The organism is Acidovorax soli (assembly GCF_014207955.1).
GTDB lineage: Bacteria > Pseudomonadota > Gammaproteobacteria > Burkholderiales > Burkholderiaceae_C > Acidovorax > Acidovorax soli_A.
Map to the genome: position 1 here is coordinate 100,906 of NZ_JACHLK010000004.1, position 21,841 is coordinate 122,746.

A 21,841-nucleotide genomic window follows, 5' to 3' on the forward strand; every position below is an offset into this window, starting at 1 on the left:
TTACCCGGCGGTAGAGGCCAGCGGGAAATGGCATGCCCCGCCGCCCTGTCGGGGCGATGGCGGGGATCAGGGACCCTGCAAGGGAATGGCCGTGCCGAACTTGGCGCGCTTGGTGCTGAAGAAGGCCTTGACGTTGCGCACATTGGCGTCGCCCGTGAACAGCTGCTGCGAGAGCGCCAGGTAGCCCGGCATGTCGCGCGTGTGCACCACCAGGATGAAGTCGGGGCCGGGCGAGACGCGCCAGCACTGCTGCACGGCGGAGTGCGCCACCGCGCGCGCCTCGAAGGCGTCGAGCGCCCCGGCGTCCTGCCGGTCCAGCGTGACTTCCACGATGCAGGCCAGGCCGTGGCCCTGCACCGCGGCCACGCGGTCCGGCTGCAGCAGGGCCACCTGCCGTTCGATCAAGCCGGTGTCGTGCAGTCGCCGCACCCGGCGCAGGCAGGTGGGCGGAGACACATGCACCTGTTCGGCCAGGGCCTGGTTGCTCTGCCCCGCGTCGTTCTGCAACAGGTCCAGGAGCTGCAGATCGATGTGGTCCAGTGTGATTGGTTCCAAAATTTCCATGTGGATGAAATTTTATTTCAATCATTGAATTTGGAGAAATTTGAATTCATTTTCTGACGAATTTCAATCGCAAATTCCATGGGTGACTGCCTACCATTGCGCCACTTACCCAACAACAGGAGCAGCAATCCATGTGCGGCATCGTCGGCGCGGTCTCCATGCGCAACATCGTTCCCATCCTCGTGCAGGGCCTGCAGCGCCTGGAATACCGGGGCTATGACTCCTGCGGCGTGGCCGTGCATGCATCGAGCCTGGATGCAACACGCCCGGCCGGCCTGCAGCGCGCGCGCAGCACGGCCCGTGTGGCCGAGCTGCTCGAGCAGGTGCAGACCGACCGCGTGGACGGTGCCACCGGCATCGCCCACACGCGCTGGGCCACGCACGGCGCCCCCGAGGTGCACAACGCCCACCCCCACTTCAGCCACGGCACGGGCGATGCCAGCGGCACACCGGGCCGCGTGGCCCTGGTGCACAACGGCATCATCGAGAACCATGAGGAACTGCGCGCCGCCCTGCAGGCCCGTGGCTACGTGTTCACCAGCCAGACCGACACCGAAGTCATTGCCCACCTGGTCGACAGCCACTACAGCGGCGACCTGTTCGAGGCCGTGCAGGCCGCCGTGGCCCAGCTGCATGGCGCCTATGCGATTGCCGTGATGCACCGGGACGAGCCGCACCGCGTGGTCGGTGCGCGCGCCGGTTCGCCGCTGATCCTGGGCGTGGGGACGGGCGGTGGCGAGCATTTCCTGGCCAGCGATGCCATGGCCCTGGCCGGTGTGACCGACCAGATCGTCTACCTCGAAGAGGGTGACCTGGTGGACCTGCAACTGGGCCGCTACTGGATCGTGGGCAAGGGCCGCGAGGCGCTCACGCCCGCGCAGCGCCCCGTGCGCACGGTGCAGGCGCACAGCGGCGCGGCCGAGCTCGGCCCCTACCGCCACTACATGCAAAAGGAGATCTTCGAGCAGCCGCGCGCCATCAGCGACACGCTGGAAGGCGTGGAAGGCATCGTGCCCGAACTGTTCGACGGCGCCGATGGCACGGCTGCCTGGCGCGTGTTCAAGGAGATCGACAGCGTGCTCATCCTGGCTTGCGGTACCAGCTACTACAGCGGCTGTGCCGCCAAGTACTGGCTCGAAGAGATCGCCGGCATCCCCACCCAGGTCGAAGTGGCGAGCGAATACCGCTACCGCACCAGTGTGCCCAATCCGCGCAGCCTGGTGGTCACCATCACCCAGTCGGGCGAGACGGCCGATACCCTGGCCGCCCTGCGCCACGCGCAAAGCCTGGGCATGCAGCACACGCTGACCATCTGCAACGTGGCCACCAGCGCCATGGTGCGCGAATGCAAGCTGGCCTACATCACGCGCGCCGGGGTGGAGATCGGCGTGGCCAGCACCAAGGCCTTCACCACGCAGCTGGCCGGGCTGTTTTTGCTCACGCTGGCGCTGGCCCAGTCCAAGGGCCGCCTCACGCCCGAGCAGGAGGCCGCGCACCTCAAGGCCATGCGCCACCTGCCGGTGGCCCTGCAGGCTGTGCTCGCGCTCGAACCCCAGGTCATCAGCTGGGCCGAGGACTTCGCGCGCATGGAGAACGCCCTGTTCCTGGGCCGCGGCCTGCACTACCCGATTGCCCTGGAAGGCGCGCTCAAGCTCAAGGAGATCAGCTACATCCACGCCGAGGCCTACCCGGCCGGCGAGCTCAAGCACGGCCCCCTGGCCCTGGTCACCAGTGCCATGCCCGTGGTCACCGTGGCGCCCAACGACGCCCTTCTGGAAAAGCTCAAGAGCAACATGCAGGAGGTGCGCGCCCGCGCCGGTGTGCTCTATGTGCTGGCCGATGCCGACACGCGCATCGAAAGCAGCGAGGGCATCCACGTGATCCGCATGCCCGAGCACTACGGCCCGCTGAGCCCGCTCTTGCACGTGGTGCCGCTGCAGCTCCTGGCCTACCACACGGCCTGCGCGCGCGGCACCGATGTGGACAAGCCGCGCAACCTGGCCAAAAGTGTGACGGTGGAGTGAGCGCCGCGGATCGAGGCTTGGGCGACGGGTGGTGCGACTGCAATGGCCCCATCTGGGGTCAACCTGGCTCGCGGGACAGTCTTTCATGCGGCTATTCGCAACGGGAATGACCGAGGCCCGGCCTCTGTGCGATATTCACGGGACCTGTACGAGAACCAGCACCCCGCAGCACTAGGCGCCATAGGCCATGGAACGCGCAGACCAACTCCTGACCGACCTGCAAGATTGCGAAGCAGCCAGTCTTGTGGGGGCGCACGACGCCGGGGTCGAGATTGCGGCGCGTGCCCTGCAAACCGCCAGGGACTGCGGGCTGCTGCCTGAAGCCGCGCTGGCGGCTGCCTGGCTTGCAGAGCACCAGCTGCGCCGGGGCGAGAGCGAAAAGGCGGCAGAGAGCGCCCGCGCCGCCCTGGCGGAGGCCGACGCCCTCGAACTGCACCAGGTTGGCATCAAGCTGCGCAACACCTTGACCCGGGCCTGGTGCCAGCTCGGCCGGGCGGACGAAGCGCTGCCCGAGGCGATGTGGGCGCTGGGCCGTGCACGCAGCCTGGGGGCGCCCGGCCTGGTGTCGCGCAGTCTCTCCAGCCTGGCGGGCGTGGTGGAGCTGTTGGGCGACCATCCGCATGCCGTCACCTTGTTGCACAAGGCCGATGAAGAGGCCCAGCGCGACAGCGACAAGGTGGCGCAATTCTCTGCGGTCGTCAACCTCGCCGGTGCCCTGTGCCGGACCGGGCGCACGCTCGCCCATTTGCCGGGCCCGCTGGCACCCACCGAAGCGCAGGCAGCTGATCTGCGCGAGGCCCTGGCCGTGGTGCAGCGGGCGAAGGCCCTCGCTCAGGGGCATGTGCGTTGGGAAATGGTCTGCGCCGAAATCGAATGCCTGAGCCTGGAGGCCTTGGGGCGGCTGGCAGAGATGCGCGCCGCGGTCGACCGGCACCGGGCCCTGGCCATCCAGGCGAAGGCCCCCGATGCCCGCGCGGAAAGCGAACTGCTCCATGCGGACTGGCTGCTGGCCAGCGGACGTGCGCTCGAAGCCTGCGAAGCGCTGGACCAGCAGGTGGATGCGGCCGCAGCCCAGAGAAACGAGGGATGCCGCCGATGGTGGTGGCGATCGCGGTACCGCGCCTTCAAGGCTGCGGGCGCGGATGCCCAGGCCCTGGCGGCCCTGGAGGCCATGGTGGTCCAGGTGCGCCGGGACCGGGAGCTCAGCCTCAATGCCCAGGCGCGTGTGCTGCTCGGCGAGGTGCGGATGGAAATCGCGCAGCAGGAGCTCGCGCAGTTGCGGCGCGAGGCGCAGGAGTTGCGTGAGCGCGCCGATGTGGCGACGCAGACCTCCCTGCTGGACCCGCTCACCGGGCTGGCCAATCGCCGGGCGCTGGACGCCCGCCTGAGGGCAGTGCTGCCCATGGGGCCTGGCCCGGCGGAGGGCTTTTCGCTGGCCCTCATCGACATCGACCACTTCAAGCAGATCAACGATGGCTGGGGCCACGACGTCGGGGACACCGTGCTGTGCGAGATCGCCCTGCTGCTGACCGGCGGCGTGCGGGGCGGCGACTTCGTGGCGCGCATTGGCGGCGAGGAGTTTGTCGTTCTGCTGTGGGGCCAGGCCCTGGACGATGCCTCCCTGGCCTGCGAGCGGCTCCGGCAGCAGGTGCAGGCCCATGACTGGTCCCGCTTCGTGCCGGGGCGGCAGGTGACTGTCAGCATGGGCCTGGCCTGCGCCCAGCCCCTGGACGATGCGGCCCAGTTGCTGCGGCGGGCCGACCAGTGGATGTACGCGGCCAAGCGCGAAGGGCGCAACCGCCTGCAGGGCGGGTGAGACGGGGCCCCGTTCGGCAAGCGGCCTTCAAGCGCCCACAATGGCCTTGGGCTCCAGAAACGACTCCAGGCCGAACAGGCCGCTCTCGCGGCCCAGGCCCGACTGCTTCATGCCACCAAAGGGCGCCAGCGGGTCTGGCAGGGTCCGGTTGATCAAAACGGCCCCGGCGTCCAAGCGCTCGGCCACGGCCAGCGCCCGGTCCCGGTTGCGCGAGAACACATAGGCCTGCAGGCCATAGGCCGAGTCGTTGGCCAGCGCGATGGCGTCGGCATCGTCGGCATAGGACAGGATGGACAGCACCGGCCCGAAGATCTCCTCGCGCGCGATGTCCATGCCGTTGTGCACATGGGCGAACACCGTGGGGCGCACGAAGTAGCCCTTGGCCAGGCCCTCTGGGCGGCCCTCGCCCCCGGCCACAAGCGTGGCTCCCTGTTCCAGCCCCCGCCGGATGTAGTGCTGGATGCGCTCGTACTGCGCGCGGCTGGCCAGCGGACCGATGGCGGTTTCGGCATCCCGCGGGTCCCCCACGCGCAGCGCCGCCACCTGGCGCTGCACCAGGGCCAGCACCTCGGTGAGCCGGTGCGCCGGCACCAGCAGGCGCGTGCCCGCCACGCAGGCCTGGCCGTTGTTCATGAAGGCGCAGGCCAGGGCCTGTTCGATGGCCTGGGGCAGGTCCGCATCGTCCAGGACAATGGCCGCGCACTTGCCCGTCAGCCCCAGGCCCACCCGCTTTATGGTGCCGGCCGCGGCGCGCACGATGGCCTGGCCCGTCGGGGTCGAGCCTGTGAAGGAAATCCGGGCGACATCGGGGTGGGTGACCAGCTCATCGCCCACGTCCTCGCCCCGGCCCAGCAGGATGTTGAAGACCCCGCCGGGCAGGCCTGCTGCATGCAGGGCCTGCGCGGTGACCTCGGTCTGCCAGGGGCTCAGTTCGCTGGGCTTGATGACCGAGGCGCAGCCGGCCGCGATGGCCGAGGCCAGCTTGCTGCAGACGGTGCCTGCGACGCTGTTCCAGGGCGCGATCAGCGCGGCGACCCCGACCGGCTCCATGCGCACCAGGGAGTCTCCCACGCGCCGCGAGAAGTCGTAGCCCCGCAGCAGCTCGGCTGTCCTGGCAAAGCACTGCGACGCGTACTGGCTGACCCACTGCGCGCGCGCCAGCGGCCCGCCGTACTCCTCGATGGTCACATCGCGGATCTGGTCGGCATGCGCGAGCACCGCCGCCTCCAGCTGCTGGAGCATGTCGATGCGCTCGGCCTTGCTGCTGCGCCCCAGCAGCGCCTGGGCCCGCTTGGCCGCCGCAATGGCCTGCCTGGCGTCGTCGCGGTTGGCCAGGGTGGTGTGGCCCAGGGGCTCTTCGGTCGCCGGGTTGACGCTGTGGAGCACCGTGGTGCCCTGTACCGGCACGAAGCGGCCGTCGATGTACGCGTGGTGGAAGGTGTGCATGGCTTGCCCGTGGTGGTGTTGCAAAGGAATGGGCGAAGTCTAGAAAGCGGTGATTGTTCTGACAATATGCTTAAATCTGGATGAATAAAGCTGAAAATCAGGACAATGCACAAGACCGGGCTCGTCGATCTGCAGGTGCTGCTGGCCGTTGCGCGGCGGCAGAGCTTTCGCGCCGCCGCCCTGGAGCTGGAGATGTCCACCTCGGCGGTCAGCAGTGCGGTGGCGGGCCTGGAGGCGCGCCTGGGGGTGCGGCTGCTGCACCGGACGACGCGCAGCCTGGCACTGACCGATGCCGGGCGGCATTTCATCGGGCAGATTGCGCCCGCGGTCCAGCAGATCGCGGACGCCGAGGCGGCGATCAAGGACCAGCGGCTCACGCCCTCGGGCACGCTGCGCATCAACAGTTCGCTCGGCGCGGCCCTGATGGCCTACGCGCCCCTGCTGGGCGAGTTTTCGCGGCGTCATCCGGGCGTGGTGCTGGACATCGTGACGCAGGGCAAGATGGTCGACATCGTGGCCGAAGGTTTCGATGCCGGCCTGCGCCCGAGCCACCTGGTGCCCCGGGACATGGTGCGCGTGCCGATCACCGATGCGGTGCCGCTCACCATCGTCGGATCACCCGGCTACCTTTCCCACTGGCCGCAGCCGCGCCAGGTGGCGGACCTGCAGCGGCACCGCTGCATCCGCAACCGATTGCCCGACGGTGCCCTGTCCCCATGGCAGCTGCTCGCCCAGGGCCAGCCAGTCGAGATCGATGTGCCGGGGAACCAGGTATTCGATGCCCCGCACCTCATGCGCGAAGCCGCGCTGTGCGGCCTGGGGCTGGCGCAGCTGGCGCACTGGTATGTGGCCGACGACATCGCCCGCGGCACGCTGGTGGCCGTGCTCGATGCGCATGCACCGCGCCTGCCGGGGCTGTGCCTGTACTACGCCGGGCACCGCCATGTGCCGGCCGCGCTGCGGGCCCTGGTGGACCTGGTGCACGAAGTCCGCGCTGGGGGAGCCGCCTGATGCGGTGGCCGTCCTCAGGGTGCGCGGCGGGGAGTTTTGTATGGTTTTGTACGCAGCCTCAGGCCGGCTACATTGGGTCAAGAAAGCCCTGGGACGGAAGGCCGTCCGGTTCAACAATCCGGCCGTCATTTCGACAAACACCTACTCTCTCAAGGACGACACCATGACCGCAGCAACCGTTACCGACGACAAGGTTCTCTACACCGGCCGCACCCACACCACGGGCGGACGCACCGGTGCTTCGCGCAGCGACGATGGCCGGCTGGACATCACGCTCACGCGTTTCGGCACCGTGGGCCCGGGCACCAACCCCGAGCAGCTGTTCGCTGCGGGCTGGTCGGCCTGCTTCATGGGCGCCATGGCGCGCGCCGCCCAGGCCGAGGGCGTGCGCCTGCCCGATGACCTGGCCGTGGACGCCGAGGTCGACCTGGTGCAGGGACCGGGCGGCTTTGCGCTCGCAGCGCGCCTCACGGTCAGCGTGCCCGGCGTCGACCGCGACAAGGCCCTGGCCATCGTCGAAGGCGCGCACCAGCTGTGCCCCTATTCCAAGGCGACCCGCGGCAACATCGCGGTCGAGCTGTCCGTCGCCTGAGCGGCCCGAGCGCGCTCTGCCATGCCCTGCTCCACACCCTGAGGAAACCCGTGCCTTCATTCCTTCGGCGGCTCTGGCCGTCCACCCTGCTGGCACGGACCACGCTGCTCGTGGTGCTGGGCATGGCGCTCGCGCAGCTGCTGACCTATGTGGCCATCCGCTACGAGCGCGGCCAGACGCTCATGAACCTGATGGTCAGCGGCGTCGAGCGCGACATCGCCAGCTCGGTGGCCATCCTGGACCGCCTGCCCGCCAGCGAGCGGGCGGACTGGCTGCAGCGCCTGGAGCGGCCCAACTACACCTTTGCCCTGCAGGGCAGCGTGGACACGGCGCCCCCCAGATCGCCCGCCCTGTCGCGCTTTGCCGAGGTCGTGGCCACGGCGCTGCGGCCGTTTCCGGTGCTCGCCGTGGGCCAGCTCGAGAACATGCCGGAGACGGTGCGCATGCAGGTGCGCCTGGGCGATGGGTCCTCGCTCTACGTGCTCGCGCGCCGGGTGCCCATGCCGGTTGCGGACTGGGTCACCTGGCTGCTGCTCGCCCAACTGCTGGTGCTGGCCGCCTGTGCGGGCGTGGGCATGCGCCTGGTCACGCGGCCCTTGAAACGGCTGGCGACGGCGGCCGACCAACTGGGCCCCGACCTGCAGCCCGCGCTCGTGGCAGAGAGTGGCCCGGCCGAGGTGGCCCAGGCCGCACGCGCCTTCAATGCCATGCAGCGGCGCATTGCCGGCTACCTCAATGAGCGCATGCAGATCCTCGCGGCGATCTCGCACGACCTGCAGACCCCCATCACCCGCATGCGCCTGCGCGTCGATCTGCTGGAGGGCATGCCCGAGGCCGAGAAGTTCCGCCACGACCTCGATGCCATGCGCACCCTGGTGCAGGAGGGCCTGGGCTATGCCAAGACGCTGCAGGGCTCCAACGAGACCCCGCGCCGCCTGGACCTGGATGCCCTGGTGCGCAGCACCGTCAACGACTACGCCGACACGGGCAGCCCGGTCACCTTGGTGGGCGAGGCCGGCGTACCGATCACCACGCGCCCGCACGCCCTGCGCCGCATCCTCACCAACCTGATCGACAATGCGCTCAAGTATGGCGGGCAGGCCGAAGTGCGTTTGCGGCTGGGGCCGGAGCACCTGTGCATCGATGTCTGCGACAGCGGACCGGGCATTCCCGAAGAGCAATTGCTGGCGGTGCTGCAGCCCTTCTACCGCGTCGAGGGCTCGCGCAACCGCGAGACCGGTGGCTCGGGCCTGGGCCTGGCCATTGCGCACCAGCTGGCGCTGTCGCTCGCCGGAGAACTCCGCCTGCACAACCGCCCCGAGGGCGGCCTGTGCGCACGCCTCCAACTGCCCGCCCCAACCCCCATCGCATCCCCATGATGAGCAGTACCCCTGTTGCCCCCAGCGACCACATCCTCGTGGTCGACGACGACCGCGAGATCCGCGACCTGGTCAGCGCCTACCTGCAGAAGAACGGCTTTCGCGTCACCACCGTGCCCACCGGGCGGCACATGCGCCAGACCCTGGAGACGGCGGGCCCGTTCGAGCTCATCATCCTGGACCTGATGCTGCCCGGCGAAGACGGCCTGACCCTGTGCCGCGACCTGCGGGCCGGCAAGTTCAAGGCCGTGCCCATCATCATGCTCACCGCCCGCGGCGACGAGGCCGACCGCGTGCTGGGGCTCGAGATGGGGGCCGACGACTACCTGGCCAAACCCTTTGCCGCGCGCGAGCTGCTGGCGCGCATCAAGTCCGTGCTGCGGCGCACGCGCATGCTGCCTCCCAACATGCGTAGCACCGACGAGGCGCGCTACCTGGCCTTCGGCAACTGGCGGCTGGACACCGTGGAGCGCGCGCTGCTCGACCAGGAGGGCACCATGGTGCCCCTGAGCGGGGCCGAGTACCGCTTGCTGCGCGTGCTCGTGGACCATCCGCAGAAGGTGCTGACGCGCGACCAGATCCTCTCCATCACCCAGGGGCGCGAGGCCGAGCTGTTCGAGCGCTCCATCGACCTCATGATCAGCCGCCTGCGCAAGTGCCTGGGCGACGACGCGCGCGAGCCGCGCTACATCAAGACCGTGCGCAGCGAGGGCTATGTCTTTGCCGCCCAGGTCGAGGCGCAGGACGAATAGGGGGGTGGCCATGCGCAGATGGTTGTTTTCATTGCTGTTCCTGTTCGGCGGCCTGGCCTCGGAAATCAGCCAGCCGACAGGCAGGCCCTGTGGCGTGCCCTCCGCCAACGCCGGGCTGCCACCCCGGCGGCGCGGGGCCCTCCCACCGTCCTAGGCTCCTCTTTCTTGCGACCACCACGCCACCGCCACCTTCAGGGTGGCGGTGGCGTTTGGGGGATGCGGCTGTGCGCCTGCGGGCTGCGGCTTTGTATGGCTGTGTATCCGGCGCGCATTGCGCTACACCACCATGCACTTCCAGGGGGGCCATGACACATGCCACATACACGGCCGCGGTGTACTGGAGTCAGCCGCCGACACCGGGTCGGCGCCCTTCAAAAACCCCTGAAAGCACCGAACATGGACGCCCTCCACACCCCCTCCACCACCACCCGCCGCCGCAGCTTCCTGGGCAGCGCCGCCCTCGGCCTGGCCATCGCCCCCCTCGGGGGCCTGCTGGGCTCTGCGGCGCACGCCGCGCCGGCCAGCGGCGGCGCGGCCCGCTTCGGGTCCTACAAGACCGTCGACGCCGGTGACCTGCGCGTCGAGTACGCCGAAGCCGGGCCGGCCAATGGCCCCGTCGCCATCCTGCTGCACGGCTGGCCCTACGACATCCATGCCTTCGTCGATGTGGCACCGCGCCTGGCGGCCGCCGGCTACCGCGTGATCGTGCCCTCCCTGCGCGGCTATGGCGGCACGCGCTTCCTGGCGGCTGACACGCTGCGCAACGGCCAGCAGGGCGCCGTGGCCCAGGACATCATTGCGCTGATGGACGCGCTCGGCATCCGCCAGGCCGTGCTGGGCGCCTTCGACTGGGGCGCACGCACGGCCTGCATCCTGGCCGCCATCTGGCCCGAGCGCGTCGCCGGCCTGGTGTCCGTGAGCGGCTACCTGATCGGCAACCCGAAGGCCAATGCCAAGCCGTTGCCGCCGGCCGCCGAGTTCGCCTGGTGGTACCAGTCCTACTTCGCCACCGACCGCGGCCGCGATGGCTATGCCGCCAACCCGGCCGCGTTCAACCGCTTCATCTGGCAGCAGGCCTCGCCGAAGTGGCAGTTCGACGAAGCGACCTACCAGCGCAGTGCCCAGTCCTTCGACAACCCCGACCATGTGGCCATCGTGGTCCACAACTACCGCTGGCGCATCGGCCTGGTGGGCGGCGAGGCGCGCTTCGATGCGCTGGAGTCCCGGCTCGCGACCGCGCCCAGCATTGCCGTGCCGTCCATCACGATGGAAGGCGACGCCAATGGCGCGCCCCACCCGGACCCGGCCGTCTATGCGAAGAAGTTCACGGGCCGCTACCAGCACCGCCATCTGGCCGGCGGCATCGGCCACAACCTGCCGCAGGAAGCACCCGCGGCCTTTGCGCAGGCGGTGATCGACGTCACGCGGCTCTGACCTCTGCCCACCACCTGCCTGCCTGGAGCTGCCATGACCCTGTACATCCTCGCGTTTCTCAGTGGGATGCTGACCCTGCTCAGCCCCTGCATCCTGCCGGTGCTGCCCTTTGTCTTTGCGCGCCAGGACCGGCCTGCCGCGCAGGGCAGCCTGCCCTTGCTCGCCGGCCTGGCCGTGGCCTTCGCCACCGTGGCCACGCTGGGTGCGGTGGCGGGGGCCTGGGCCGTGCACCTGAACCAGGCCGGCCGCTGGGTCGCGCTGGCCTCGCTGGCCTGGTTTGCACTCTCTCTGCTGCTGCCCGGGGTGGCGGGCTGGTGGAGCCGGCCGCTGGTGCGGGCGGGCGAGCGCCTGCTGCGCGTCAAGACCCAGAGGCCCTGGCTGGGCTCGGCGCTGCTGGGTGTTGCCACCGGCCTGGTCTGGTCGCCGTGCGCAGGCCCGGTGCTGGGCCTGGTGCTTTCCAGCGCCGCCCTGGCCGGCCCCGGGGTGCAGACCTCGCTGCTGCTGCTGTCCTATGCCGCGGGTGCCGCCCTGGCCCTGTGGGTCGCGCTGCGGATGGGGGCCCGGCCTCTGGCAGCCCTCAAGGCACGCTGCCTGCCTGGCGTGGCCGGTCGCCGGGTTGCGGGCGGGGTGATGCTGGTGGCCGTGTGCGCGGTCGCCCTGGGCCTGGACACGGGCGTGCTGGCCCGGCTCACCGGCCCGGGCGCTGCCGGGCTCGAAGCCCGTCTGCTGCAAGGTGCGATGCCAGGGGCCGAGGCGGCCGAGTTGCCCGCCGGGCGCAACGCCACGCCGCGCCCCTCCAGCCTGCCCATCGAATCCACGCGGGCCAGCCTCGACGGCGGCAGCCAGTGGCTCAACGCCGCACCACAGTCCATGGCGGCCCTGCGTGGCAAGGTCGTGCTGGTGAACTTCTGGACCTACTCCTGTGTCAACTGCCTGCGCACGCTGCCCTATGTCAAGGCATGGGCGCAGAAGTACGCGGACCGCGGCCTCGTGGTCGTGGGCGTGCACACCCCGGAGTTCGCGTTCGAGAAGGACACCGGCAACGTCCAGCGGGCCCTGAAGGACCTGGGCATTGCCTACCCCGTGGTGCAGGACAACGATTTCCGCATCTGGCGCAGCTTCGACAACCGCTACTGGCCGGCGCTGTACTTCGTCGACGCCCAGGGCCGCGTGCGGCACCACCAGTTCGGCGAAGGCGGGCATGCGGCGTCCGAGCGCGTGATCGAGGAGCTGTTGCGCGAAGCCGGTGCACCGGCCACCGCCACCAGCGCCAGTGCCGCGCAACCGGACACCCGGGGCCTGGGCCTGGCGGCCGATGCCGCCACCTTGCGCAGCCCCGAGACCTACCTGGGCTACGAAAAGGGCAGCCGCCCGCGTGTGGCGGGCAGCGTGGTGGCCGACCTGCCGGCAAACTACAGCGCCGCGCCCCTGCAGACCAACACCTGGTCGCTCGCGGGCAACTGGACGCTGGCGCCCGAGTTCGTGCAGGTCCACCAGCCGGATGGCCGGCTGGCGGTGCGTTTCGAGGCCCGCGATGCCAACCTGGTGCTCGGCACCGCCACGGGGCAGCCCGTGCGCTTTCGGGTGACGCTGGATGGACAGCCCCCTGGCATCCACCATGGCACCGATGTGGATGCCGACGGCAATGGCGTGGCCGATGCCACGCGGCTCTACCAGCTCATCCGCCAGGGCGGCGCGGTGAAGCCGCGCACCGTGGAGATCCAGTTCCTGGATGCGGGCGCGCGCGGCTATGCCTTCACCTTTGGTTGACGGGCCTGCAGGCGCCCGCGCGGCGTGCGCCGCTGGTCAGAGCAGGTGCTCCAGCCGGATCGGCAGCTCGCGCAGGCGCTTGCCCGTGGCGTGGAAGATGGCGTTGGCAATGGCCGGCGCTACGCCGGTCATGACCACTTCGCCCAGGCCCTTCACGCCCAGGGCGTTGAGGTGCGGGTCGGGCGCGTCGATGAAATCGGCCTCGATGCTGCCGATGTCGAGGTTCACCGGCAACACGTACTCGGCCAGGTTGGCGTTGAGGAAGCCGCCATGGCGCGGGTCCACCTCGCTGATCTCACGCAGCGCCGCGCCAATGCCCCAGACCACGCCGCCCTGCACCTGGCTGCGCGCGGTGCGCGGGCTGGCCACGCGGCCGCAGTCGGCCACACTCACCACACGCGGCACGCGCACGCGGCGCGTGTGGGGCTCGATGCGCACCTCCACGAAATGCGCGATGTAGCTGAAGGCCGTGAACTCCGGGTAGTGCGGCCCTGCCGCCGAGGGCAGGCCCTGGGCCAGGCGGGCATAGATCGGCTCGGGCTGGCCTGGCGCGCGGTGGCGGCTTTCCACCTCGATGAAGGGGGTGCGCGCGGCCTTGAGGATCTGCGCGGGCGTGCGGGCGCGCCGCGAGGTGCTGTTGAGCGCCGCCAGCTCGGCCTTGGCCTGTTCGGCCGCCTGCAGCACCGCCGGCAGGGCCGTGGCCGTGCCCCAGGAACCGGCGGTCAGGTGCTGGGGCACGCTGCGCGTGTCGCCCAGCACCACGGTCACCTGGCGGGCCGGCACCTGCAGCACCCCGGCCACGGTGTTGGCAACGGCCGTGCGGATGCCCTGGCCCATCTCGTGCCCGCCGATGTCGATGCGCACGCGGCCATCGTCCGACACGCGCAGCCGCGCAATGGCCGGCGCCATCGCCGCCTTGTAGGCGCCGGCGGCCACGCCCCAGCCGATCAGCGTGCCGTCGGCCGCCCGCATGGAGCCGGGCGCCGGGCTGCGGCGCGCCCAGCCAAAGCGCTCGGCCCCGCGTGTGAGGCACTGCGCCAGGTGGCGCGAGGAGAAGGGCTTGCCCGATTGCGGGTCCACCGGCGTGTCGTGGGCCAGGCGCAGCGCCACGGGGTCCTGGCCGGTGGCGTGGGCCAGCTCGTCCATGGCGCTTTCGAGTGCGAAGCAGGTGAAGTGCTCCCACGGCCCGCGCATGAAGCCGGGCGTGTGCGTGTCGGTGCGCACCAGGCTCTCGCGCCCGCGGAAATTCGCGCAGGCGTACATGCTGGCCGAGATCTCGGTGCACGATGAGGGAAACAGATCGTGCTGCGAGGTCTGCTGCTGCACCTCGTGCGTGATGGCCAGCAGCCGGCCTGTGGCATCGGCCCCGAGCTGCAGCCGGTGCGTGCTCGCGGGCCGAAAGCCCGAGGCATGGAACACCTGTTCGCGCGTCAGCACCAGCTTGACCGGGCGGCTCAGCCGGCGCGCCGCCAGCGCCACCAGCACGGTGTGGCCCTGCAGCGAATTCTTCTGCCCGAAGCCGCCGCCAACCGAGGGCGAGACCACGCGCACCTGGTCGGGCGGCAGCGCGAGCTGCCGCGCCAGGCCGTGGCGCAGCGCACCGCTGTTCTGCGTGGATTCGTACACCGTGAGCATGTCGCCCTGCCAGTGCGCCACCGTGCCCAGCAGCTCGATGGGGTTGGCATGCTGGGCGGGGCCACGGTACTGGGCCTCGATGCGCACGGATGCCGCTGCGAAGGCCACGTCGGCATCGCCGCGCACACGGTCGGCAAAGGCCGGCTTGGGCAGCGGCAGGTCGGCCTGGGGGAGCGCGCGGTTGCCGGGTGCGCCGAAGTCCACGGTGAACGGCGTCTCGTCGTACGTGGCGCGCACCAGTGCCGCCGCCTCGGTGGCTGCCTCCAGCGTATCGGCCACCACGATGGCGATGGGCTGGCCGCTGTAGGCAATGGCCGTACCGGCCAGCGGCTGCAGGCTTTGCACGCCATAGCCGCCGCCCAGGATGAAGCCGGCCGAGGCCAGGCCTTGCATGTCCTCGTGCGTGAGGACCAGGCGCACGCCGGCCACGGCCTGCGCCGCGCTGCGGTCGATGGCGCGCAGCGTGCCGCGGCCGATGCGCGCCACGGCGAGCATGGCGTAGGCCATGCCAGGCAGGTTCTGGTCCGTGCCATAGCGCGTGGCGCCGCGCACCTTGTCATAGGCATCCACGCGCGCGGTGTCGGGGACGGCTTGGGAGGTGGTGGATTGTGTCGTCGTGGTCATGCCGTGCCTGCCCGTTCCCTGGCGATGAGGAGTGCGTCGGCCACCGTCTGGCGGCCCAGTTCGATGCGAAAGCCGCTGTGCTGCCCGGCCCGGGCTCCTTCGAAGGCGATGGCGCCCGCGCGCAGTGCGCTCTCGCGCGTGAGCGGCTGGTTGAGCAAGGCCTCTTCGGCCTGGCTTGCGCGCCAGGGCCGGGTGGCCACGCCGCCCAGCGCAATGCGCGCGGCACGCACCACACCGCCCTCCAACTGCAATGCCACGGCCGCCGATGCCAGCGCAAAGGCGTAGGACTCGCGGTCACGGACCTTGTGGTACGTGGACGCCCGGCCCAGCGGCGAGGCCGGCACGCGGATGCGCGTGACCAGCTCGTCGGCGGCCAGCGCGGTCTCGATGTGGGGTGTGCTGCCCGGCTCGCGGTGCAGCGCCTCGATGGGAATGCTGCGCCTGCCGCGCGGGCTGATGGTGTCCACCACGGCGTCGAAGGCCGTGAGCGCAATCGCCCAGTCGCCGGGGTAGACGGCATTGCAGGCATCGCTGGCGCCCAGCAGGGCCTGGCCGCGGTCGGCACCGTCGATGGCGGCGCAGCCGCTGCCGGGCTGGCGCTTGTTGCAGGGGTAGGCCTCACCGCCGCGAAAGTAGGCGCAGCGCGTGCGCTGCAGCAGGTTGCCGCCCACGCTGGCCATGTTGCGCAGCTGCTGCGAGGCGGCCTTCCACAGCGATTCGGCCAGCGCCGGGTAGAGCACCATGATGCGCGGGTCGGCCGCTACCTTGGCCATGGGCGCGAGCGCACCAAAGCGCAGCTCGGGCCCGGTGGTGTGGATGGCCGTGAGCTCGCGCACGCCGGTGATGTCGATCACGGCGGGTGGCGCCATCACGCCCAGCTTCATCAGGTCGTACAGCGTGGTGCCGCCGGCCAGGTAGCGCGTGCCCTCGGGGGCGGCGGCCATGGCGCGCACGGCATCGGCCGCGGTGGTGGTGCGAGAGTAGGCGAAGGGCTGCATGCTCAGGCCCTCCGCACCAGGGGCGCCGCCTGCTGGATGGCCCCCACGATGCCCACATAGGCGCCGCAGCGGCACAGGTTGCCGCTCATGTACTCGCGGATCTGCTCGGGCGACTTGGCATGCCCTTCGCGCACGCAGGCGATGGCCGCCATGATCTGGCCTGGCGTGCAGTAGCCGCACTGCAGCGCATCGTGGTCGATGAAGGCCTGCTGCATGGGGTGCAGCGCGCCGCCGGGGCCTTCGATGCCCTCGATGGTGGTCACCGCGCGCCGGTCGGCCTGCACCGCCAGGGTGAGGCACGAGGCCACGCGCTGGCCATCGAGGTGCACCGTGCAGGCGCCGCACTGGCCATGGTCGCAACCCTTCTTGGCGCCCGTGAGGGCCAGGTGCTCGCGCAGCGTGTCAAGCAGCGAGGTGCGCGCATCGACCACCAGGTGGACCGGCTGGCCGTTGACCTGCAGGCGGATGGGCAGCGCGTAAGCGGGCGCCGAGGACCGTGCAGCCGGGGCGGCCTCTGCATCGGGGGTGATGCCGCAGGCCAGGGCGGCGGCTGCGCTGCCGAGCACCACTTCGCGGCGGTTGAGCTCGGGGCCGGCCAGGGCGGCTGGCGGGGTGGTGGGGGCGTCTGGGGAAGGGGGCTTCATCGGCGTTTCCTGCTAGGGGGAAACCAGCCCAACAGCACGTGTGGCCATTGGCAGGTCGTGGTGGGGCGGATCGTATGATCGGCCCGAGCCCATGGGAAGTAGGCACTTGAAAGTGCCTCACTTACCGCGCGGAAACCGCCATGACCCTGCACGACACCACACACGCCCATCGCCACCCGCTGCACAAGCACCCGCCGCCGGGCCCCACCGACCCGGAGCTCGACCGGCTGGTGCGCGAGATCATCGGCCGCGTGGCCGACAAATGGACCATGCTGGCGCTGGAGGTGCTGGCCGAGCATGGGCGCCTGCGCTTCACGCGCGTGGGCGAGCTGGTGGGCGACATCAGCCAGAAGATGCTGACCAAGACCCTGCGCCAGATGGAGGCCGATGGCCTGGTGGTGCGCACCGTGTTCGCCGTGGTGCCGCCGCGCGTGGAGTACGAACTGACCGAGCGCGGCCAGAGCCTGGGCGCGGCCTTCTGCGGCGTGTGGCTGTGGGCCGAGGAACACCGCCAGGGCATCCTCGAGTCGCGCCAGGCTTTCGAGGACGGCAGCAGCGCTGCCGCAGGCGGGGGCGAGCCGTCCTGACGGCCGGGCTCAGGCGGGCCGCTGGCCGGCGCGGCCGTGGCTGGGCAGCGCATTCCAGGTGATGGGCTGCCACAGCGCCAACTGTGCGAGCGCGGGGCTGGTGTTGACCAGGTCGGCGATCGAGTAGCGGTCGAGCTCGCGCAGAAAGACCTCGGTGGCCTGCTTGAGCGCCACCTCCAGGCCGCAGCCGCCGGTCAGCACGCACTGGTTGTCTTCGCCCAGGCATTCGACGAGGGCAAAGTCGGCCTCCAGCCGGCGCACCACCTCGCCGAGCGATAGCTTGCGCGGGTCGGCCGCCAGGCGCATGCCGCCATTGCGGCCGCGCACCGTGTCCACCCAGCCGGTCTTGCCCAGCGCCTGGGTTACTTTCATCAGGTGGGCCTGCGAGATGCCGAAGGCCTCGGTGATGTCGGCGATGGTCACCAGGGCATCGGTGCGCGAGGCCAGCACCAACAGCACGCGCAGGGAGTAGTCGGTGAAAACGGTCAGGCGCATGGGGCAGGGCAGGGCAGGGTGGTGTTGTGCCCGATTGTCTCAGCTGGCGTGTTGCTGCACGGCGCCCGCGGTGCTCAGGGCGTTGGCAAAGCCATGGTTCACGTCGCGGTGGCCCGCCTCGTCGGCGCGCACGGCCAGCACCACATCGCGCAGGCGGGCGTCGGCGGGCAGCTTCCAGTAGGCGATGGCAATGTCGGGGGCGGGCACGTTCTCGACCCGGCCTTCGTCGATCTCCTGGAGGTACAGCGTGTAGCTGACCACGGCCTGCTCCTCGAAATAGCCCACCAGGCGGTGCGCCGTGCGCGAGGAGACCAGGTACAGCGCGAAGAAGCAGACAAAGAAAACGGCCTGCGTGAGCAAAATCACCGCGCGCTCGAACCAGCTGGGCCGGGCGATCTCGATGAAGGTCATGAGGTGCATGCGCTCGTTCTCGGCTTCGTCCAGCAGGGTGCGGATCCAGCCTGCGTCGTCCACCATCCAGCGCAGGCAGCGCAGGTGCACGAGCATGCCGCCCACCATGCCGGGCACGGCGGCCACGGTCTCCAGCACGATGGCGCGGTTGCCATAGCGCTTGGCGAAGAAGGTGTCGGCAAAGAAGCGCAGCGCCAGGGTGATGGCCAGGGCCACACGGTCGGACAGGCCGTGGGCGGGGTGGTGGGCATCGAGGCTGCGGGCGGAATCGGGGGTATGGGTCTCGGTGTTCATGATGGCGTTCCAGTGGTGGCGCTGGGATCAAAGGCCAGGTACCTGGATGGCTTGCTGTCTACCGCGCCGCGTAAACATGTATTTAATGTATATCTTTAAATGCATGCTGTCAATTGCGGAGCGCTACGCGGGTGGGGCTCAGCCCTTCGATTGCAGCCGCAGCCTTGCCAGCAGCGGTGCGCCGAACAGGTTCACGAACAGGCCCACCATGAGCAGCGCGCCGCCCGCGAAGTGCACCGGCTGCAGCGTTTCGCCAAAGGCGATCCAGCCCGTGGTCAGGCCCACCAGGGGCACGAGCAGCGTGAAGGGTGCGATGCGGTTCACGGGGTAGCGCGCGAGCAGGTAGGTCCACACGCCGTAGCCGAACAGCGTGGCCGCCCAGGCCAGGTAGGCCACGGAGGCGAACGAGGCCCAGCTGAAGCCCTGCAGCGCCGCCGCGATGGCGTCGGGCCCTTCGATCAGGCCCGACAGCGCCAGCAGCGGCAGCGGTGGCACCAGGCTGGCCCAGACCACGAAGGCCAGCTGGTTCATGGGCCCGTAGCGGCCCACGGCACGGCTCACGAGGTTGCCGCAGGCCCACATGGCCGCAGCCGCCACGGTGAGCAGAAAACCGAGCAGCGGCATGGAAGCACCATGCGCGCTGCCGATCAGCACGAGCCCGCCGGCCGCGAGCAACAGGCCCGCAAGCTGGTTGCCCTGCCAGCGCTCGCGCAGCCACAGCACGGTGAGCACCAGCGTAAAGAAGGACTGCGACTGCAGCACCAGCGAGGCCAGGCCCGAGGGCATGCCCACATGGATGGCGCTGAACAGAAAGGCGAACTGCCCCACCGACATGGTCAGCCCGAACATCAGGTACAGCCGCAGCGGTACCTTGGGGGCTTTGAAGAACAGCAGCGCGGGAAAGGCCGCGAGCATGAAGCGCAGTGCCCCCAGCAGCAACGGCGGCACGCCGGCCAGCCCGACCTTGATGACGGCGAAGTTGACGCCCCAGACAAGGATGACGAGCAGCGCGAGTCCCAGGTCGCGCGGGCGCAGGGAAGAAGTGGGGCTCATGGTGCAACCCCTGGGGTTGCGGGGAGAGCGATGGGGCAGGTCAGGCAGAACATGCCGGAATCTTAGGCCCCCGGCCGCCGGCCCGCCATGCGCGCGCAAGACGACCGAGGATCAGAATCGGACATTCACCCCGCGTCGATCACGATGGCGCGGAAATCGTTCACATTGGTCAGCGTGGGCCCGGTCACCACGGCGTCGCCCAGCGCACCGAAGAAGCCATGGCCATCGTTGCGCGCCAGCGCATCGGCGGGGCGGATGCCCAGGGCCTGTGCGCGCTGCAGTGTGGTGGGGGTGAGCTGTGCGCCCGCGATCTCCTCCTGCCCGTCCACCCCATCGGTATCGCCCGCCAGCGCATGGATGCGCGGGTGGCCCTGCAGCGCCAGCGCCATGGACAGCAGGCATTCCACATTGCGCCCGCCGCGCCCGCCACCGCGCACCGTCACCGTGGTCTCCCCACCCGAGAGCAGCACGCAGGGCGTGGCAAAGGGCTGGCCGCGCTGCGCCACCTGCAGCGCGATGCCGGCGAGCACCCGGCCCACATCGCGCGCCTCGCCTTCGAGTGCATCGCCCAGGATGTAGGGGGTGTAGCCGGCCTCGCGCGCCACCTGGGCCGCCGCTTCCAGCGCCATCTGGGGGGTGGCCACCATGCGCACCGCGCTGCGGGCCAGGTGCGGGTGGTCGGGCGTGGGCGATTCGCCGCGGCCCGACTCCAGCAGTTCGCGCACCGCGGGCGGCAGCGCGATGCCGTGGCGGCGTGCAATGTCCAGCGCATCGGCACAGGTCGTGGGGTCGCCCAGCGTGGGGCCCGAGGCAATGTCCATGGGCGCATCGCCCGGCACGTCCGACAGCAGCAGCGTGAGCACGCGCGCCGGGTGGCAGGCCAGCGCCAGCCGCCCGCCCTTGATCGCAGAGAGGTGGCGCCGCAGGCAGTTCATCTCGGCGATGGTGGCGCCCGACTGCAGCAGTGCGCGGTTCACCTCCTGCTTCATGGCCAGGGTGAGGCCGGGCAGCGGCAGGGGCAGCAGGGCCGAGCCGCCGCCCGAGATCAGGCACAGCACCAGGTCGTCCTCGCGCAGGCCGGCCACGGTGCCCAGCATGCGCTGCGCGGCCGCCAGGCCCGCCGCATCGGGCACCGGGTGGGCGGCCTCCACGATCTCGATGCGCCGGCAGGGCACGGCATAGCCATAGCGCGTGACCACCAGGCCCGAGAGCGGTCCGTTCCAGTGGTCCTCCACCGCCCGCGCCATTGCGGCCGAGGCCTTGCCTGCGCCGATCACCACCAGCCGGCCTGTGCCCAGGTTCGCTGGGGACGGCAGGTGCGGCGGCACGCACAGCGCGGGCTGGGCGCTGGCGATGGCTGCGTCGAACATGCGGCGCAGCAGCGCCTGCTGCGCTGCCATCAGCGTGCGGCCGCCTGGCCGATCTCGAAATGCGCCAGGGTCTCCAGCGCGCGCACCAGGGCCGAGTGGTCCCAGGCCGCGCCGCCCTGCGCCACACAGCTGTTGAACAGCTCCTGCGCGGTGGCGGTGTTGGGCAGGGCCACGCCCAGGGCGCGCGCGCTGGCCAGCGCCAGGTTCAGGTCCTTCTGGTGCAGCTCGATGCGAAAGCCCGGGTCGAAGGTGCGTCGCAGCATGCGCTCGCCATGCACTTCGAGGATCTTGGACGAAGCAAAGCCGCCCATCAGCGCCTGGCGCACGCGCGCCGGGTCGGCGCCGGCCTTGGCGGCGAAAACCAGGGCCTCGGCCACGGCCTCGATGTTGAGCGCCACGATGATCTGGTTGGCCACCTTGGCGGTCTGCCCGTCGCCATTGCCGCCCACCAGCGTGATGTTCTTGCCCATCAGCTCGAACAATGGCTTGACGCGCGCGAAGGCCGCCTCGGGCCCGCCCACCATGATGGACAGCGTGGCGTTCTTCGCGCCCACCTCGCCGCCCGAGACCGGTGCATCCAGGTAGTCGCAGCCCAGGGCGTTGATGCGGGCCGCGAAGTCCTTGGTGGCGATGGGCGAGATGGAGCTCATGTCCACCACGGTCTTGCCCTTGCTGAGGCCCGCGGCCACGCCGCTCTCGCTGAACAGCGCGTCCTCGACATGCGGGGTGTCGGGCACCATGGTGAAGATGATGTCGGCGCGCTCGGCCACGCCGCGTGCCGTCACGCACTGGGTGGCCCGGCTCTCTGCAATCGTCGGCGGCACGCGGCCACGGGTGTACACGAAGAGCTGGTGGCCAGCCTGGATGAGGTGCTGCGCCATGGGCGCACCCATGGTGCCCAGGCCGATGAAACCGATCTTGAGGGAGGTGGTGGTCATGGAT

19 protein-coding genes are annotated in these 21,841 nt (G+C 70.3%); 9 read left to right on the top strand and 10 right to left on the bottom strand.

Going from position 1 to position 21,841, the window contains the following annotated elements:
- Positions 1–66 precede the first annotated feature (66 nt).
- Positions 67–555, bottom strand: a complete 489-nt coding sequence (locus HNP48_RS12155; RefSeq protein ID WP_184857201.1) for an Lrp/AsnC family transcriptional regulator — start codon at positions 553–555, stop codon at positions 67–69.
- 140 nt (positions 556–695) lie between these two features.
- Between HNP48_RS12155 and glmS the strand changes: the two genes are divergently transcribed.
- Positions 696–2,588: a glutamine--fructose-6-phosphate transaminase (isomerizing) gene (gene glmS / locus HNP48_RS12160; protein ID WP_184857202.1), complete on the top strand. Its 1,893-nt coding sequence runs from the start codon at positions 696–698 to the stop codon at positions 2,586–2,588.
- Between the two features lie 187 nt (positions 2,589–2,775).
- Entirely contained in the window at positions 2,776–4,404 is a 1,629-nt protein-coding gene (locus HNP48_RS12165; RefSeq protein ID WP_184857203.1) for a diguanylate cyclase, read from the top strand.
- Positions 4,405–4,431: 27 nt separating this feature from the next.
- On the opposite strand, the gene HNP48_RS12170 is transcribed toward HNP48_RS12165, so the two are convergent.
- Positions 4,432–5,850, bottom strand: a complete 1,419-nt coding sequence (locus HNP48_RS12170; protein ID WP_184857204.1) for an aldehyde dehydrogenase family protein — start codon at positions 5,848–5,850, stop codon at positions 4,432–4,434.
- 105 nt (positions 5,851–5,955) lie between these two features.
- Here HNP48_RS12170 and HNP48_RS12175 point away from each other — a divergent pair, with 105 nt between their 5' ends.
- The 6 genes from HNP48_RS12175 to HNP48_RS12200 all read left to right on the top strand — a co-directional run bounded on the left by HNP48_RS12175 (position 5,956) and on the right by HNP48_RS12200 (position 12,788).
- On the top strand, positions 5,956–6,861 hold the full coding sequence (locus HNP48_RS12175) for a LysR family transcriptional regulator (RefSeq protein WP_184857205.1): 906 nt from the start codon (positions 5,956–5,958) through the stop codon (positions 6,859–6,861).
- 163 nt (positions 6,862–7,024) lie between these two features.
- Positions 7,025–7,453 carry an organic hydroperoxide resistance protein gene (locus tag HNP48_RS12180; protein WP_184857206.1) on the top strand — a complete coding sequence of 143 codons (429 nt, stop codon included), beginning with the start codon at positions 7,025–7,027 and terminating at the stop codon, positions 7,451–7,453.
- A 50-nt stretch (positions 7,454–7,503) separates the two neighbouring features.
- The gene (locus HNP48_RS12185) at positions 7,504–8,832 is read left to right on the top strand and encodes an ATP-binding protein (protein WP_184857207.1); all 1,329 of its coding nucleotides are present in this window, start codon (positions 7,504–7,506) and stop codon (positions 8,830–8,832) included.
- On the top strand, positions 8,832–9,584 hold the full coding sequence (locus HNP48_RS12190) for a response regulator (RefSeq protein ID WP_184857868.1): 753 nt from the start codon (positions 8,832–8,834) through the stop codon (positions 9,582–9,584). Before HNP48_RS12185 ends, HNP48_RS12190 begins: the two co-directional genes overlap by 1 nt.
- Before the next feature lie 396 nt (positions 9,585–9,980).
- Positions 9,981–11,018 carry an alpha/beta fold hydrolase gene (locus HNP48_RS12195; RefSeq protein ID WP_184857208.1) on the top strand — a complete coding sequence of 346 codons (1,038 nt, stop codon included), beginning with the start codon at positions 9,981–9,983 and terminating at the stop codon, positions 11,016–11,018.
- A gap of 33 nt (positions 11,019–11,051) precedes the next feature.
- Positions 11,052–12,788, top strand: coding sequence for a cytochrome c biogenesis protein DipZ (locus tag HNP48_RS12200; RefSeq protein WP_184857209.1), 1,737 nt, complete (start codon positions 11,052–11,054; stop codon positions 12,786–12,788).
- Positions 12,789–12,824: 36 nt separating this feature from the next.
- Here HNP48_RS12200 and HNP48_RS12205 read toward each other — a convergent pair whose 3' ends face one another.
- Genes HNP48_RS12205 through HNP48_RS12215 form a run of 3 tightly spaced genes read right to left on the bottom strand, consistent with a single transcriptional unit; the run spans position 12,825 to position 16,689 of the window.
- Positions 12,825–15,047, bottom strand: a complete 2,223-nt coding sequence (locus tag HNP48_RS12205; protein WP_184857210.1) for a xanthine dehydrogenase family protein molybdopterin-binding subunit — start codon at positions 15,045–15,047, stop codon at positions 12,825–12,827.
- Entirely contained in the window at positions 15,044–16,045 is a 1,002-nt protein-coding gene (locus HNP48_RS12210; protein ID WP_184857211.1) for a xanthine dehydrogenase family protein subunit M, read from the bottom strand. The genes HNP48_RS12205 and HNP48_RS12210 overlap by 4 nt, the downstream gene beginning before the upstream one ends.
- A gap of 2 nt (positions 16,046–16,047) precedes the next feature.
- Positions 16,048–16,689 carry a (2Fe-2S)-binding protein gene (locus HNP48_RS12215; protein ID WP_184857212.1) on the bottom strand — a complete coding sequence of 214 codons (642 nt, stop codon included), beginning with the start codon at positions 16,687–16,689 and terminating at the stop codon, positions 16,048–16,050.
- A 140-nt stretch (positions 16,690–16,829) separates the two neighbouring features.
- On the opposite strand from HNP48_RS12215, the gene HNP48_RS12220 reads away from it, so the two are divergent.
- Complete coding sequence (locus tag HNP48_RS12220; RefSeq protein ID WP_184857213.1) at positions 16,830–17,276, top strand: helix-turn-helix domain-containing protein; 447 nt, start codon at positions 16,830–16,832, stop codon at positions 17,274–17,276.
- 9 nt (positions 17,277–17,285) lie between these two features.
- Here HNP48_RS12220 and HNP48_RS12225 read toward each other — a convergent pair whose 3' ends face one another.
- The 5 genes from HNP48_RS12225 to glxR form a co-directional block, all read right to left on the bottom strand.
- Positions 17,286–17,771, bottom strand: a complete 486-nt coding sequence (locus tag HNP48_RS12225; RefSeq protein ID WP_184857214.1) for an Rrf2 family transcriptional regulator — start codon at positions 17,769–17,771, stop codon at positions 17,286–17,288.
- A 39-nt stretch (positions 17,772–17,810) separates the two neighbouring features.
- Positions 17,811–18,476 carry an alternative oxidase gene (locus HNP48_RS12230; RefSeq protein ID WP_184857215.1) on the bottom strand — a complete coding sequence of 222 codons (666 nt, stop codon included), beginning with the start codon at positions 18,474–18,476 and terminating at the stop codon, positions 17,811–17,813.
- A gap of 138 nt (positions 18,477–18,614) precedes the next feature.
- Positions 18,615–19,529: an EamA family transporter gene (locus HNP48_RS12235; RefSeq protein WP_184857216.1), complete on the bottom strand. Its 915-nt coding sequence runs from the start codon at positions 19,527–19,529 to the stop codon at positions 18,615–18,617.
- Between the two features lie 125 nt (positions 19,530–19,654).
- Positions 19,655–20,929 (bottom strand): glycerate kinase, encoded by a 1,275-nt coding sequence (locus HNP48_RS12240; protein WP_184857217.1) that lies wholly within the window; start codon positions 20,927–20,929, stop codon positions 19,655–19,657.
- Positions 20,929–21,837, bottom strand: a complete 909-nt coding sequence (glxR, locus tag HNP48_RS12245; RefSeq protein ID WP_184857218.1) for a 2-hydroxy-3-oxopropionate reductase — start codon at positions 21,835–21,837, stop codon at positions 20,929–20,931. Before glxR ends, HNP48_RS12240 begins: the two co-directional genes overlap by 1 nt.
- Positions 21,838–21,841: the final 4 nt, after the last annotated feature.

Bases quoted from the DNA above. Each gene is read 5' to 3' on its own strand.
- HNP48_RS12230 (WP_184857215.1), bottom strand. From the start codon at position 18,476: ATGAACACCGAGACCCATACCCCCGATTCCGCCCGCAGCCTCGATGCC.
- HNP48_RS12220 (WP_184857213.1), top strand. From the start codon at position 16,830: ATGACCCTGCACGACACCACACACGCCCATCGCCACCCGCTGCACAAG.
- HNP48_RS12165 (WP_184857203.1), top strand. From the start codon at position 2,776: ATGGAACGCGCAGACCAACTCCTGACCGACCTGCAAGATTGCGAAGCA.
- HNP48_RS12240 (WP_184857217.1), bottom strand. From the start codon at position 20,929: ATGGCAGCGCAGCAGGCGCTGCTGCGCCGCATGTTCGACGCAGCCATC.
- HNP48_RS12205 (WP_184857210.1), bottom strand. From the start codon at position 15,047: ATGACCACGACGACACAATCCACCACCTCCCAAGCCGTCCCCGACACC.
- HNP48_RS12195 (WP_184857208.1), top strand. From the start codon at position 9,981: ATGGACGCCCTCCACACCCCCTCCACCACCACCCGCCGCCGCAGCTTC.
- HNP48_RS12190 (WP_184857868.1), top strand. From the start codon at position 8,832: ATGAGCAGTACCCCTGTTGCCCCCAGCGACCACATCCTCGTGGTCGAC.
- HNP48_RS12200 (WP_184857209.1), top strand. From the start codon at position 11,052: ATGACCCTGTACATCCTCGCGTTTCTCAGTGGGATGCTGACCCTGCTC.
- HNP48_RS12170 (WP_184857204.1), bottom strand. From the start codon at position 5,850: ATGCACACCTTCCACCACGCGTACATCGACGGCCGCTTCGTGCCGGTA.
- glxR (WP_184857218.1), bottom strand. From the start codon at position 21,837: ATGACCACCACCTCCCTCAAGATCGGTTTCATCGGCCTGGGCACCATG.
- HNP48_RS12215 (WP_184857212.1), bottom strand. From the start codon at position 16,689: ATGAAGCCCCCTTCCCCAGACGCCCCCACCACCCCGCCAGCCGCCCTG.
- HNP48_RS12180 (WP_184857206.1), top strand. From the start codon at position 7,025: ATGACCGCAGCAACCGTTACCGACGACAAGGTTCTCTACACCGGCCGC.
- HNP48_RS12175 (WP_184857205.1), top strand. From the start codon at position 5,956: ATGCACAAGACCGGGCTCGTCGATCTGCAGGTGCTGCTGGCCGTTGCG.
- HNP48_RS12225 (WP_184857214.1), bottom strand. From the start codon at position 17,771: ATGCGCCTGACCGTTTTCACCGACTACTCCCTGCGCGTGCTGTTGGTG.
- HNP48_RS12235 (WP_184857216.1), bottom strand. From the start codon at position 19,529: ATGAGCCCCACTTCTTCCCTGCGCCCGCGCGACCTGGGACTCGCGCTG.
- glmS (WP_184857202.1), top strand. From the start codon at position 696: ATGTGCGGCATCGTCGGCGCGGTCTCCATGCGCAACATCGTTCCCATC.
- HNP48_RS12210 (WP_184857211.1), bottom strand. From the start codon at position 16,045: ATGCAGCCCTTCGCCTACTCTCGCACCACCACCGCGGCCGATGCCGTG.